Origin of the sequence: Apilactobacillus kunkeei (assembly GCF_001421115.1) — a bacterium.
GTDB classification, from domain to species: Bacteria; Bacillota; Bacilli; order Lactobacillales; family Lactobacillaceae; genus Apilactobacillus; species Apilactobacillus kunkeei_F.
The window spans coordinates 99,789-114,556 of sequence record NZ_JXCW01000003.1 but is presented as its reverse complement, the minus strand read 5'-3'; the positions used below and the strand labels follow the sequence as shown (position 1 = coordinate 114,556).

The following is a 14,768-nucleotide window of genomic DNA, read 5'->3' as shown; positions in this document are numbered from 1 at the left end:
AAAATTTTTAATCTTGACATTTTTAAAAACAACAAAAGGACGCCTATTTTGGCGTCCTTTTTACTTAACATTTAAGATGATCTTACCGGTGTTTTTCTTCTCACGCATACATGTTAAAGCTTGTTTAGACTGTGATAGATCAAACTCATCGCTGACATGTAGTTTGATTTTGTCATCAGATAATAAATCATAAACATCCTTACTGAAATCACTGATCAGTTTGGCCTTGTATTCATTACTTCTTGTTGATAATAATGTTCCAGTAATGGAAATTCTCTTTCCAATGATATCCATGATATTAACGTCTTTAATTTCGCTTCCACCAAGATTACCAATTAGGATGATTTGGCCATCCAGTGCAACAGCTTTGATATTTTGTTGATAGTAGCTAGCGCCAATGAAATCTAAGATTAAATCGGCACCGTGACCATCAGTAATTCTTGAAACTTCTTCTGCAAAGTCACTATTACGGTAATCGATTGCGTAATCAGCACCATAATCTAAACAAATGCCAGTCTTCTTAGTACTAGAAGTCGTAATGACGGTTGCCTTGGTAAGTTGCTTTACCAATTGAATTGCTGCAGTACCTACTCCACTAGCACCGGCATGAATTAATACCGTTTGATTATCTTGTAAGTTCCCGATGGTAAATAACGTTTGATAAGCAGTTAGAAAACTTTCTGGAATAGTGGCCGCTTTTTTATAATCAACCATATCAGGAATTGGCATTAATCGTTCTGCCGGAACAGCGATGTATTCAGCATATCCACCGTTATCTATCAGTCCCATTACACGGGTTCCTACATTATAATTAGTATCGTTTCCGTCAACGACTACTCCAGCCATTTCCAAGCCTAATACCGTGTCGTCTGGTTTAACCTTTTGATCCGCCCATAACAAATCAACATGGTTTACGCCGACTGCATGGATTTTGACCAAAACATCCCCATCTTTTAGTTCTGGCATGGGTGCGTCAACCAATGAATTCGATTTTTTTGCGCTGGCAATATTAACCACCTTCATATATATAAACCTCACTCTTTTATTTTTATTTAAGATAGACAACGTGTCTAATGGCTGTGATTGCTAGTTTCTAACAAAATATATTAGCTACTTTTAACCCAACAATTAAATTATGATTATTTCATTTAATATTTCGAATAATATATCTTATACTTTGTTACTAAACTTTTAGTTAACGATGCCACCACATCGTGCTATTATCGACTTGAAGCTGATAACTTGATACACCTTTTCAACTCAGCTTGTTATCTTAACTTACAAACTAACTCTACATAAAAAGTGCGGCTCAATAACCGCACTTTTTTATTTTAATGGACCATCAATAAATTGAGCGACCCCGTTTCCAAAACTCCAGTCCTCATCGGTATTGGTAGTTAGGTTAATCATCAAGTCGGTCTTTTTAATCCCTAGCTTGTCTTCTAGTTTTTCGGCCAAGTCGTGGTAGAACTTTAACTTTTGTTCCTTAGTTCTTGGTCTAGTGGTAAGACTAAATACGACAACGTCGTTAGTACGATCGAATCCTAATCCGGTATCTAAGATGTTCATTTCGAAGTCTTCATGTTGAGTTAGAATTTGGTATCTATCTCCGTCTGGAGCACCGAAGCAGTCTAACATGACATGGTAGGAAATATCCATTAGTTGTTTTAAGTAATCACGGTCGTGGCCCTTGATTACATCAATATTCATTTTTGGCATTTTGCGTTCTCCTTACATAAAATAAGTATTTGATGAAACCATTATCCAATATGTATATATCTAATGCAATCAATATGCTTTTTTGTCTTTGCCCTACTTTTATATTGTAATTAATGTCAAAATAGTGGTAATATTTAAATGTGAAAAATAGTTAATATGATAGAACTATAAATACGGATGAGTAGTTGATGAATCTTATCAGCGAGTTAAGGATAGTGAAAGCTTAATAATACTTTCATCAATGAATAACACCTATTTGTTTTCGTTTTGAATCTTTAGTAGAAACGAACGCACATCAAAGCGTTATTTGATTGAGTGGCCTATTTATAGGCACTTTAGGTGGTACCGCGGATCTTTCGTCCTAATTTTGGGGCGGAAGTTTTTTATTTACCGCTATTTATAGTTTACGGAAAGGCGTGAATCACATGACACAACTAAGTGTTAAGGATCTATACACTAAAGATCTAGAAGATAACACAACAGTTTCTCTTGAAGGTTCAATTAAGACCATTCGTGGTTCAAAAAACATCAGTTTTATCGAATTAAACGATGGTTCTTGCTTCAAGAGTGCTCAAATTATCGTTAAAAAGAGTAACGAAAACTTTGAACAAATCAGCAAGCTTCCAATCGCTTCAACAATCACTGTTGAAGGTGCCTTTGTGAAGACTCCAGATGCTCCTCAACCTTTTGAAGTGCACGGAGAAAAAGTAGAACTAGTTGGTCGTTCAGACTCTGACTACCCTCTACAAAAGAAGAAGACTTCTTACGAATTCCTACGTACTATCGCTCACTTGCGTCCACGTACTAATACTTTCTACTCAGTATTTAGAATTCGTTCACTAGCTGCATTTGCAGTTCACGAATACCTACAACACAATGACTTTGTTTACGTTAACACCCCAATCATCACAAGTAGTGATACTGAAGGTGCCGGTGAAATGTTCAGAGTTACAACTATGGACATGGACAACCTTCCAAAGGATGATCAAGGTCACGTAGACAACTCAAAGGACTTCTTCAAGACTGAAACTAACTTAACTGTTAGTGGTCAACTTCCAGAAGAAGCATTTACTATGGCATTTAAGAATGTGTACACTTTCGGTCCTACTTTTAGAGCTGAAAACTCACACACTCCTCGTCATGCTTCAGAATTCTGGATGATTGAACCAGACATGGCATATACTCGCCTACCAGGTATGATGGATGTCGCTGAAGGTTTACTAAAATACGTTATCAACTACGTTTTAGATCATGCTAAGGATGAACTAGAATTCTTGGACGAAAACGTTAAACCAGGACTAATTGAAAAACTACAAAAGACTGCTAACGAAGACTTTGCCCGTGTTACTTACACTGACGCTGTTAAGTTACTTCAAGATGCAGATGTTGAATTCAAGGTACCAGTTGAATGGGGAATTGATTTACAATCAGAACACGAAAGATACTTGTGTGAAGATGTCTACAAACGCCCTACTTTCTTAACTGATTACCCAAGACATATCAAGGCATTCTACATGCGTGATAACGACGATGGTAAGACCGTTGCAGCTGCTGACTGTTTAGTACCAGGTATTGGTGAAATCGTTGGTGGTAGTGAACGTGAAGAACGTTACGATGTCTTAAACGACAAGATCAAAGAATTTGACTTAAACCCAGAAGAATACGACTGGTACGAAGACCTACGTAAGTACGGTGAAATCAAGCATTCCGGTTTCGGTATTGGTTTTGAACGTCTAGTTATGTACGTTACTGGTATGGAAAACATCAGAGATGTTATCCCATTCCCACGTGAACCAGGTAGCGCTAAATTCTAATAAGTTTTAAAAAAAGCATTCGTTTAGAATGCTCTTTTATTAAAGGAGATTTTATGATGAAAAAAGTTGGTATCATCATTGGTAGTAGTCGTCCTAGCAGAATCAGTCCAGAAATCGCGGATTGGTTAAACCAACGACTATCTTCAGATAAGTTTGAAACAGAAATGATTGATTTAGCTAAAGTGAACCTTCCATTCTTAGATGAAGAAGAGGTTCCAGCCAAGCAAGAATACAAACAAAAACACAGTATTGAATGGAGCAACAAGATAAAATCATTGGATGCGGTCGTACTACTATTCCCTCAATACAACTGGAGTTTCCCCGCTGTCTTAAAGAATGCGGTCGATTACTTGGCTGCTGAATGGAAAAACAAAATTGTGGCGCTAGTCACTTATGGAAGCCACGGTGGGCTTCAAGCACAAATGTCTTTTAACATGCTTGCAGTTGGATTAAAGATGCAACCTACCAGCGTCAATCCACTTCTAACCATAAACGGTCAAATGTTCGATGAAAATAATCACTTCAAAGACATTAACGCAGACTTCTCCTCTCAAGCATACAAGGTTGAACTACTAAAAGAAGAACTAAACCATCTTCTATAAACAAAAAAGACAAGTAGATTATTCTGCCTGTCTTTTTATTTTGCCATCAGGATTAATCTGAAAAATTCCTAAATCACCCTCGTTACCCGCTTGGATTTCTTCTTTTGAGATTGCTTGGACAATGAATAATAAATCATCGACATCAAAGCCACGTGGCACCATGATTAGTTGATCATCTTCTTTGGCTAAGTATTTTGCCAGTGCCTTTTCGGCATCAACAAATGTTTCAATCTTGGCTGATTGATTAACTAAATTCGTGTCTGGAAAGAAGTACCCAAATTCACCCCTGAACTTAACCTTGATGAGGTTTTTGTGACGTTCTAAAACTGTAATTACTCTACCCATCGTGTTCCCCTCAATCGTTTTAATAAACACAATTATACCGATAATACACGATTGTTTAAAATATTTTAGCTTTTCACCATAAACGTTAAAAATTCTTTAAATTACGCGGCATAATAATTTTGTTGTATTAATTTGAATTATAATTAAGTTAAGCCAACTAAAAGAGGTGAAATTCATGAATAGAATCAATGAATTTGATCCATTCTCATTTATTGTCGGTATCTTAGGTGTAATTGCTGGAATTATTTCAGTATCTAGACCTGATGTGGCATTTAGTACTGTCGTACTTATCGTTGCAGTATTTTCAATCATTAGAGGTATTTTCAAGCTTACCCACATGACTGATATCTTCGACTCAAAGGGTTGGATCATTTTTAACAGTATTTTGGATATATTAATCGGTGTCTTAATGCTTTTCAACGGTGCATTCGGTATGTTATACATTGCAATCTTCTTTGCAATCATGTTCATCCTGGACTCACTAACCGCATTATCACTTGCCAAATATGTTAAAAACGTTAGCCACGGTTACTACATTATGGATGTAATCTTTGCTATCCTAGGTGTAATCGTTGGTATTTTATTACTAATTTCTCCAGTGGCATCTGCTCTATCAGTTGCTTTCTTGGTTGGAATTTTCTTCCTAGTGAGCGGAATCTTAATGATCGTTCATTCAATTTAAATCCAATAAAAGAAGACCTACCAATAATTGGTAGGTCTTTTTTGTATGTTTAATTATTCTAAGTGACCGATTAGGATTGCGGCAACCACAATCATTACTAGACCGATAACTGTAAAGATGATTTCTTTTCTGTTTTTGTTTTCCTTTAGGATAATTAGACCACCTAAAGTTGAAACAACAACGTTCATTTGAGTTAATGGGAATGCGTTAGCAACACCGTTTAACTTCAATGAAGTTAGGTATGCTAGAGTACCTAGTCCACCTAGTAACCCAATGATTCCACTCTTGAATGTAACCTTTGACTTTAGGTAACCAAGTGCTTCTTTACCGTTCAATACGAATGTAACGATAACAGCACCTAAGAACATACCGAATGTTTGTGGTAGTAATCCAACTAATCCAGAAGCATTAGTAATTCTTGGGAATACTGAACATGCAGTGTATCCAAATGATCCGATGATTAGAAGAGGCATACCAGCCTTGTAATCAAGCTTCTTTCTAACAACACCCTTGTCCACGTAACTGGTACAAGTAGTTCCTAGAATTAATAGTGCGATACTTAAGAAACCAATTAACTTGGCTAATGGTGAACCCCATTCACCGAAGAAGATAACCCCACATAGTGGAATTTCAATTAATTGAAGACCAGTTGAGATAGGCATTGCAGTAGAAACATTCATCTTAGTGAATGAGCTGAATTGCATGTATTGAGCAACAGCCCATGCAACCCCACCTAAGAATGGCCATAGGAATTCTTGGAATGAAATAGCAGGTCTAGTAAATAGGTAGATAATAATACCAATTGCTAATTGACCATATCCAGTTCCTAACACTTGTTCAACAGGTTTACCACCAAACTTGGTAGCGATTAGTGGTCCTACCCCCCATAAAAGAGCGGGTAATATTCCGATTAAGATATCCATCTTAACACTTCCTTTTTATACTCTGATTATAGTTATAATATCTATTTTCATTTTAATGAAGTAAGTCGAAAGTGCTTACTCCACTATTCAACATTTTTCATTATACATTTATCCTAATGCATAGTAAAGCGCTTACATAAAAAATTACCATTTTTACTTTTTCTTAATATTTCAAGCCGTTTTGTCGGTTCGGCCAAATAAAAAGCCAACTATGAAATTGCATAATTAGCTTCGTTAATTTATAGATCGTGATGTTTCTTTAAGTAGTAAATCATCCAGTAGATAATAACGACGGTGATAACTAGCGTGAAGAACCATGACCAACTACTGTTAGCGAATGGTAAGACATTAACGTTCATCCCGTAGAATCCACTAATAATTGGTGGAATTGCTAGGATTAATGACCAAACAGTCAACACTTTCATAACATCGTTTAGGTTGTTATTAATGATGTTGCTGTACGTATCCTCGATTTGACTAACGATTTCGTCTAACACATCGAACATGTACTTACTTTCTTCATATTCAACAGCGACATCGTCGATGTGTTGGTCTTGGCGTTGGTTAAATGCAATCGGAATTTCAAAGTTATCACTAGACTTTTGTAGTTGATTGATTGACATGATATTGGCAGCTGTAGCTGTCTTTAGGTACACCAAGTCATTCTTTAAAATCGCAATTTCATTTAGGTGACGGTTGTTAACACTATTCTTACTACGTTTGTTTTGTAGATTTTCAACAGATTCGTTGATTTGATCTAGTTTATTCATGTATGGCTTGTTGATTCTTTGTAGCATGTTAAACACCATATCAAATTTGTTACATCTAGTTTCTTGTTTGATACGGTATCTTGAATCACTCTTAGTAATAATTAAATCATTGGTAAATGCAATGACAACCGGTGAAGTTTGTACGTTTTCATCTTGTCCACTGATTAGCGCGCGCATAATCATGACGGAGTACTTCTTGACCGGATCATATTCAAAACGTGAATGTTCATGGGCATCTAGCATATACCCTTTTAAGATATTTGGTAGTTTGTATTCATCGATGGTTTCAACAACTTCCTTTGTGTTGGCATCGACCAATTCAACCCATGTTGAATCAGTTAGTTGATGAATTTTAATCAATTAAATTGCCCCCTTTTATTTCGTACGCCAATATATTTTAATTATTCCAGTATCACTTTCATCCGTCAAATCATTACATTAATCTTAAAAAAAATTTATGATATACTTTTTTAAGTACAATATAGGAAAGGAACTGATTTATTATCAGCAATTATATCAAAGTCGCATTATTAATGGCTTCAAGTCTATTCATGCAATTCCTAGATGCGACAATCGTAACAACTGCTTTACCGTACATCGGAAGAAGTCTAAACGTGCCTACTTCTTCACTTTCATTAACGGTAAGTATCTACTTTATTACTATGGCAATCTTCATCCCATTGAGTGGATGGATTGCTAAACGAATTGGTAAGAAGAACGCCTGGTTATTGGCAACATTACTATTCGTCTTAAGTTCATTAGGTGATGCTGTTGCACCTACCTTCTCATTCCTATTAGCGAGTCGTTTCATCCAAGGTTTTGCCGGATCACTAATGACTCCTACCGCTCGTTTAATCATGTTGGAAAAGACACCTTCAAACCAACTACTTAGAATGGCTAACTACCTAGTATGGCCTGCCCTAATTGCTCCAGCAATTGCTCCTATCATCGGTGGATTCTTCGTTAAGTATCTTACTTGGCAATGGATTTTCTTAATCAACGTTCCAATCGGTTTATTAGCAATTATCATTGGTATTAAGTTAGTTGAAAAAGATACTCAAAAGAGCCGCACTAAGTTTGATTTCCTAGGATTTATCGAAATCGCTATCTCATCTGGTTTCATCCTAATCGGTGCTGAAATCGCCACTTATGGTAGAGAATACTGGCCTACAGCTGGTATCTTGGTATTAATCGGTCTATTAATGATCCTAGTGGTCGGCCATCATTTATCACATGTGGATAACCCACTATTTGATATTAAGGCCTTAAAGGTCAGCTCGTTTAGAATCTATCAAACCGGTGGAACATTCCTATGGTTATCTGTTGGTGCCCTTCCTTACCTATTAACAGTGTACTTACAAACAGTATTCCACTGGTCAGCATTGGTTGCTGGATACTATGTCATTTTCGTTTTCATCGGAAACATTGGTATCAAGCCATTTACAAACGTAATTATCAGACATATTAAGTACAAAGCTTCATTATTAATAGCATTATTTACTGTTGGAATAAGTACTGCTGCATTGGCATGGATTCAACCCACTACAATCGGTTTTATTATTGCTGGTCTAGCGTTCATTTCAGGTTGTGGTCGTTCACTAGCACTTACCTGCTACAACGCCGTTACGTTCTCTGAAATTCCAATGGAAGAAAGAAACTCAGCTAATACATTAAGTTCTGTATTACAAACCATGGCACAAGGTTTAGGAGTTTCATTAATCACCGTTGTTGTATCAGCACTATCTAGTTTTGTTAGCGTTAATACCGCATACGAATATGGATTCATTTTCTTAGGAATCCTAATGCTATACCCAATCCTAGAAGTATTTATTCAACCTCGTGATTTCGGTAGCAAGGCATTATAAAAATAAAAAAGATGGTATCTACTCGATATCATCTTTTTTTGTGGAATTTTATCCACGACCCTCTTTAAATTCTGGGTATAGTTTCATACCACCATCAACATAAATAGTTTCACCAGTTACGTATGATGATTCTGTAGAAGCTAACCATGCAGCGGCAGCAGCCACTTCTTCTGGTTTACCAATACGATTCATTGGAACTAATTCAGCAGTTTGTGCGTATAATTCTGGATCTGCGAACTTCTTAGCATTGATCGGTGTGTTAATTGCACCTGGTGCAATTCCGTTTACACGAATGCCTTGTTCAGCATATTCCTTAGCAACAGTTTCAGTGAATAGTTTGCTACCACCCTTAGATGCAGCATAGTCTGCAAAATGTGGCCATGAAATCAATTGGTGAACTGAAGACATATTAATAATGTTTCCTTCACGTTTGTGATCTAAGAAGTAATTCAATGCGGCCTTAGTACCTAAGAAAGTACCAGTTAGGTTTACATCAATTACTCGTTTCCAATCCTCAAGAGCTAACTTGTGAGTTGGAGTCTCTTTTTCCATTCCAGCGTTATTGATGAATAAATCCATATCACCAAATTCTTCAACAGCTGTCTTAACTAACTTGTTGACATCTTCTTCTTTTGAAACGTCAGCTTGAACTGCAACTGCGTCTCCCCCGTTTTCACGAATTTGGTCAACGGCTTCTTGTGCCCCATTTTGATCTGAATGATAGTTGAACACTAACTTCATGTGTTCTTGTGCCAAACGAAGTGCAATGGCCTTACCAATTCCTTTTGAGGCACCAGTAACTACTGCTACCTTTCCATTTAAATCTGTGTACATTAAAATCATTCCTTTCCAAAAGAATTCATTATTTTAATTATGACACAAATTCCACAAAATGAAATTTTCTGACATTAAATTAAGATAATCTTTAACAATGACAACACTAACAATAATATTAAGTTTGTGAAAGTAAATTCCTTCAAAAATTTGCCACTTGCATACGCTGCATTCAGCGAAACTTGTTTGTATGCCAATAAATTAGCCAGTGAGGCAACCAATGTTCCAAGTCCACCAATCGATACTCCATAATAGATCGACGTAAAATCAGCGGAAAATTTGGATAATAACACGGCTGTTGGAACATTACTGATGAACTGACTGGTTACGATGGAAGTTAAATAGGTATGAATGCCATCTAGGGTAAACTGATGGATCAATGAAACCACCAGATCAATGCGGCTTAACATCCCCACAATCAAGAAAAAGAAGACAAAGGACAATAGTAGTGAGTAATCCACATCAGCAATGCTTTTGGGCGAAAACATTTCGACTACCACTAGAGTAATCGATGTATCAATCCAAATTGAGAACAACGAGAACTGGGCTAGCAAGACTAGAACAAATAGTCCGGCAAGCATCAATAGATGGATTTTATTAACACTGACGTTTTCGGTTGGTGTTTCTTGTAGCGGTTTGTTTTCACTAAAGAAAATCAATGATGCCATCGAAAGCATCCCCATCACCAACAATATCAATGAGTTCGCAAAAAACGATTGAATAGAGACATGGTAAAGCTCAACTAGGAAAACATTCTGTGGATTCCCAATCGGTGTAAACGCACTCCCTAAGTTAGCAGCAATCGTAATTAACACGGTGGGATAAACTATCGATAGGTTTAACTGTTTCGCAATCAAAATGTATAGTGGCACTAGCGTAATGATAGAAACATCATTGGTCACAAACATCGACAAAACAAAGGATGTGATTGTAATGTAAGCAGTTATTTGGCGTGTTGTTTGGACATGGTTTATAATCGAGTTACTTATATAAGCTAAAATATTTGCTCGTTTAACTAGCGAGATGATTAACATTAGGTTAAACAAGATCATGATGGTGTCTAAATCAATGTCTTTGAGATCCATTGGTTTAAATATTAATAGGATTAAAAAGATTGCAACTACAATCTTTAAGACCGTATCTGAGATAATATTTTTGAAAATTGTTCGTATCAATTTTTGTACACCGTCCTGGGAATAATATTAGTTTTACTAACCTATAATTTAACATTTAAGGGAATGTTTTTCAGATTTTTCTTTAAACTAGCTTAAATAAGTGGTAAATTGTACTTTATCAATGTGTGAATTTTACATAATTACTTTTGGAGGATTTAGTCATGAAAGCTAAATTTGATAAGATTTCCATTATGGGAATGCTAATCACCTTAGGAATTGTCTATGGTGATATCGGTACTTCACCTCTATATGTAATGAATTCAATTATTGGTAATGCTGGTAAGATGGCCAACATCAAACCATTCTACATAATTGGATCAATTTCATTAATTATATGGACATTAATGGTGATTACAACAATTAAATACGTATTGATTACAATGCGTGCTGATAACAACGGTGAAGGTGGTATTTTCGCCCTCTTCGCATTAGTTAGAAGAAAAGCAAAATGGCTAGTTTGGCCTGCTTTAATCGGTGGTGCTGCATTGTTAGCCGACGGTACTTTGACCCCTGCGGTTTCCGTAACGTCCGCTCTTGAAGGTTTGAAAGGCCAACACTTTGGTCCGATTTCATTTAGTAATTCACAACAAAACGTCTTAATCATTACTTCATGTGTGCTTTTGGTTTTGTTCTTAATCCAAAGATTTGGAACTGGAATCATTGGTAATTCATTTGGACCTGTGATGTTTATCTGGTTTGCCTTCCTCGCTATAATGGGGATTGTGAACCTACTAAAATACCCAGCCATCCTAGGTGCCTTTAACCCAGTATATGCGATTGAAATTCTATTCAGTCCTGTTAACAAAGCTGGTATTTTCATTCTAGGTAGTATCTTCTTGGCAACTACCGGTGCTGAAGCGTTGTATTCAGACATGGGGCACGTTGGTAAGAAGAACATCTATGGTACTTGGCCATTCGTTTACTTTGCCCTAATCATGAACTACTTAGGACAAGGTGCTTGGGTTATTAACAACGCTCATAACCCACAATTTGCTAACTTAAGTAACTTAAACCCATTCTATGAAATGCTTCCTGATTCACTTCGTGGATTTGCGATTGTAATTGCCGCTTTAGCCGCAATCATCGCTTCTCAAGCATTGATTACTGGATCATTTACTTTAGTTGATGAAGCAATTGGTCTTAAGTTCTTACCTCGAATGATTGTTAGACATCCAAGTAACGTTAGAAGCCAAATTTACATTTCAACTGTTAACTGGTTCCTATGTATCGTTACCTTCATCGTCGTTTGGTCATTCGGTAGTTCAGAAAGAATGGAATCAGCATATGGTTTAGCAATTACAATTACTATGCTTATGACTACTGTTCTTCTATTCGAATACCTATCAGGCAAGATGAGAAGACTATGGGCTTTCTTCATCGCTGCATTCTTCGCAGTTATCGAATTTACATTCTTCATTGCAAGTATTGTTAAGTTCGTTCATGGTGGTTTCGTTACTCTAATCATCATGGGTGCTATCCTAATCGTCATGATTCTATGGTACTTCGGTAACAAGCGTCGTGACCATTACGAAAAAGAAAGCGAATATGTTTCACTTACTCACTACAAGGATCAACTATCTGCTTTGAGTGAAGACGAATCAATTCCGCTATACACTTCTAACTTGGTATACATGACTAAGATTAAGAACGACTACCAAATCAAACGTAGTACAATGTATTCAATCTTAGACAAGGAACCAAAGAGAGCTAAGGTATACTGGTTCGTTACTGTTAATGAAACAAGTAATCCTTATGAAAGTAACTACACTGTTGACTTGTTGGATACTAAGAACGTTGTTGACGTTCAACTATACCTTGGATTTAGAAAGCAACAAAGTGTAAGTATCTACTTACACCAAATTGTTAACTACCTAATCAAACAAGGTGTTATCGATCCACAAAAGCAAAAGTATACTTCAAATGGTAAACCTGGTAACGTTGGAGACTTCAAGTTCGTTATCATCAACGAACGTCCTTCTGATTTAGCATTGAACTCAGAAATCAATGCCTTTGACAGACAACTAATCTCCGGACGTATCTTCCTACAAAACATCACTGCCTCCCCTATCTCATGGTATGGTTTGGAATTCAGTAATGTTATCGAAGAATCTTCTCCACTATTTATTACCATGCAACATGATCAATATTTAGTACAAAGAAAGATTTACCACTCAATTCATACAAGACATAACATATAAAATAAAAAGGACTTACCAAATTGGTAAGTCCTTTTTTTGTGCTTAATTCATCATTTCATCAATGGCTGCGGCCATACGGCGAACGCCTTCATGAATTTGATCTGCTTTCATATTGGAGAAGTTCATTCTAAATGTTCCTGGAATTACTTCGTCAGGATAGAATGGTTCACCTGGGACAAAGGCAACGTTATGCTTTACACAATTGTTAAATAAGTCCATGGTATTAACGTTTCCAGGTACTTCTACCCAGATAAACATTCCACCTTCTGGATTACTATGCTTAACGCCTGCTGGGAATTGTTCATCAATTTCCTTTAACATAAGAGATGCACGTTCGTAGTAAACGTCTGAAATTGCCTTAATATGTTTGTCTAAGTCGTTGTCTTCCATGTATTGAGCAACGATAAATTGTGATAAGTTATCTGAATGTAAGTCAGCAGATTGCTTCATAACAACGAACATATCGATAAATTTCTTATCAGCCACAATCCATCCTAATCTCATCCCTGGGGCTAAGATCTTCGAGAATGTGTTCATGTACACCACAGTTCCATTCTTATCAAAGTGTTTAACTGGTGGTACAGCAACACCTGAGTATCTGATTTCACCATATGGGTCATCTTCTAGAATGGTTACACCATGTGCTTCTGCTAATTCAACCATTTTAGCACGACGGTCAGCAGTCATGGTACGGCCAGTTGGGTTTTGGAAGTTAGGAATTGTGTAGATGAACTTAGTATCTGGATATTCACTTAGTTTTTCATCTAAGGCATCCATCTTCATTCCTTCTTCATCCATATCAACACCGACAACCTTAGCTCCGTAACTTCTAAATACGTCTAACGCACAAAGATATGTTGGTTTTTCAACTAAGATAACGTCACCTTTATCAACCATCATCTTAGCAACTAAGTCAATTGATTGTTCTGAACCAGTGGTAATACAAACATTATCCACAGTGGTTGTTACTTCTTTGTTGGTTTGCATTCGCTCAACGATTAATTCTCGTAAATGCGGATTACCGATTGCAGCGGTATATTGTAATGCTTCAGCACCGTGTTTTTCAAAAACCTTATCAGCTGCTTCATGCATTTCCTTTACCGGGAATAATTCGGGTGCAGGTAGCCCACCAGCAAATGAAATGATTTCTGGATCACCAGCTACCTTTAAAATTTCTCCCACCACATCATTATCTACATTCGGTACACGACTTGAAAACTTGAAATCCATACAAAATCACTCCATTCTTTATAAAAAAGTTAACGCCAAATTTAGCGTTAACAATAATATAGTACTGTGAGATTAAAATTTCAATAGCTTTCTAATTGTTTTCTAATATAGATATTAATTATCTAGCGAACACAACGTAAATACAGAATAGAAGGATAATTATTTCGATTATTAGTAAAATAATGCGATATAAGGCCCTTTCTCCTTTTTTGTGGGTAAATATGTATGTTGTGTACATAAGAACCATTAGAACGCTAATAATTCCAGCTAAGATAAATCCAACTACATACATTACATTTGATTCACTGATTCCGCTAATAATAAAAATGAGTGGAAAGATGTATAATGCGATATTTAATAATATTTCCTTAATAATTGTTTTCATGAATAATACTCTCCCGTTGTTAATATACCTAATCCCATTGTCGATAAGTGCTATCGAATTGTTTTAATAATAACACGACAAATGTCTTACCTTTTTAATTTTTTTCAAATTTTTTATTGTCATACTAAATATCATCATTTATAATGAATAGTACATATTCAAGTCATCCCACTAAATGTTGCTCGTTATTTAGCTATTATTTTTTCGCAGCATTAGAAGTGGACAC

The 14,768-nt window shown here is 36.3% G+C and carries 13 protein-coding genes and 1 other annotated feature; of the genes, 5 read left to right on the top strand and 8 right to left on the bottom strand.

Going from position 1 to position 14,768, the window contains the following annotated elements; genetic code table 11:
- Nucleotides 1-60: 60 nt before the first annotated feature.
- Together RZ55_RS02140 and RZ55_RS02135 are read right to left on the bottom strand one after the other, a co-directional pair.
- The gene (locus RZ55_RS02140; RefSeq protein ID WP_057175636.1) at nucleotides 61-1,023 is read right to left on the bottom strand and encodes an NAD(P)H-quinone oxidoreductase; all 963 of its coding nucleotides are present in this window, start codon (nucleotides 1,021-1,023) and stop codon (nucleotides 61-63) included.
- A 303-nt stretch (nucleotides 1,024-1,326) separates the two neighbouring features.
- Nucleotides 1,327-1,719, bottom strand: coding sequence for a tautomerase family protein (locus RZ55_RS02135; protein ID WP_053792542.1), 393 nt, complete (start codon nucleotides 1,717-1,719; stop codon nucleotides 1,327-1,329).
- Nucleotides 1,720-1,877: 158 nt separating this feature from the next.
- Nucleotides 1,878-2,086, top strand: a binding site (T-box leader).
- Between the two features lie 58 nt (nucleotides 2,087-2,144).
- Between RZ55_RS02135 and asnS the strand changes: the two genes are divergently transcribed.
- On the top strand, nucleotides 2,145-3,533 hold the full coding sequence (gene asnS / locus RZ55_RS02130; protein WP_057175635.1) for an asparagine--tRNA ligase: 1,389 nt from the start codon (nucleotides 2,145-2,147) through the stop codon (nucleotides 3,531-3,533).
- Between the two features lie 56 nt (nucleotides 3,534-3,589).
- Nucleotides 3,590-4,135, top strand: a complete 546-nt coding sequence (locus RZ55_RS02125) for an NADPH-dependent FMN reductase (protein ID WP_054483064.1) — start codon at nucleotides 3,590-3,592, stop codon at nucleotides 4,133-4,135.
- An 18-nt stretch (nucleotides 4,136-4,153) separates the two neighbouring features.
- Here RZ55_RS02125 and RZ55_RS02120 read toward each other — a convergent pair whose 3' ends face one another.
- A complete protein-coding gene (locus RZ55_RS02120) occupies nucleotides 4,154-4,480 on the bottom strand; it encodes a hypothetical protein (protein ID WP_054483062.1) in 327 nt (108 codons plus the stop codon).
- Between the two features lie 175 nt (nucleotides 4,481-4,655).
- Between RZ55_RS02120 and RZ55_RS02115 the strand changes: the two genes are divergently transcribed.
- Nucleotides 4,656-5,162: an HdeD family acid-resistance protein gene (locus RZ55_RS02115; protein ID WP_034532002.1), complete on the top strand. Its 507-nt coding sequence runs from the start codon at nucleotides 4,656-4,658 to the stop codon at nucleotides 5,160-5,162.
- A gap of 53 nt (nucleotides 5,163-5,215) precedes the next feature.
- Here RZ55_RS02115 and RZ55_RS02110 read toward each other — a convergent pair whose 3' ends face one another.
- Both RZ55_RS02110 and RZ55_RS02105 read right to left on the bottom strand, forming a co-directional pair.
- A complete protein-coding gene (locus RZ55_RS02110; protein WP_054483059.1) occupies nucleotides 5,216-6,085 on the bottom strand; it encodes a GRP family sugar transporter in 870 nt (289 codons plus the stop codon).
- Nucleotides 6,086-6,324: 239 nt separating this feature from the next.
- Complete coding sequence (locus RZ55_RS02105) at nucleotides 6,325-7,215, bottom strand: magnesium transporter CorA family protein (protein WP_034535221.1); 891 nt, start codon at nucleotides 7,213-7,215, stop codon at nucleotides 6,325-6,327.
- A gap of 173 nt (nucleotides 7,216-7,388) precedes the next feature.
- Between RZ55_RS02105 and RZ55_RS02100 the strand changes: the two genes are divergently transcribed.
- The gene (locus tag RZ55_RS02100) at nucleotides 7,389-8,720 is read left to right on the top strand and encodes an MFS transporter (RefSeq protein ID WP_241772086.1); all 1,332 of its coding nucleotides are present in this window, start codon (nucleotides 7,389-7,391) and stop codon (nucleotides 8,718-8,720) included.
- 48 nt (nucleotides 8,721-8,768) lie between these two features.
- Here RZ55_RS02100 and RZ55_RS02095 read toward each other — a convergent pair whose 3' ends face one another.
- Nucleotides 8,769-9,554: a glucose-1-dehydrogenase gene (locus RZ55_RS02095; protein ID WP_034535224.1), complete on the bottom strand. Its 786-nt coding sequence runs from the start codon at nucleotides 9,552-9,554 to the stop codon at nucleotides 8,769-8,771.
- Between the two features lie 74 nt (nucleotides 9,555-9,628).
- Complete coding sequence (locus tag RZ55_RS02090; RefSeq protein WP_057175633.1) at nucleotides 9,629-10,729, bottom strand: SLC13 family permease; 1,101 nt, start codon at nucleotides 10,727-10,729, stop codon at nucleotides 9,629-9,631.
- A gap of 161 nt (nucleotides 10,730-10,890) precedes the next feature.
- On the opposite strand from RZ55_RS02090, the gene RZ55_RS02085 reads away from it, so the two are divergent.
- On the top strand, nucleotides 10,891-12,927 hold the full coding sequence (locus RZ55_RS02085) for a KUP/HAK/KT family potassium transporter (protein WP_053792534.1): 2,037 nt from the start codon (nucleotides 10,891-10,893) through the stop codon (nucleotides 12,925-12,927).
- 42 nt (nucleotides 12,928-12,969) lie between these two features.
- On the opposite strand, the gene RZ55_RS02080 is transcribed toward RZ55_RS02085, so the two are convergent.
- A complete protein-coding gene (locus RZ55_RS02080) occupies nucleotides 12,970-14,157 on the bottom strand; it encodes a PLP-dependent aminotransferase family protein (RefSeq protein ID WP_057175632.1) in 1,188 nt (395 codons plus the stop codon).
- Nucleotides 14,158-14,768 lie beyond the last annotated feature (611 nt).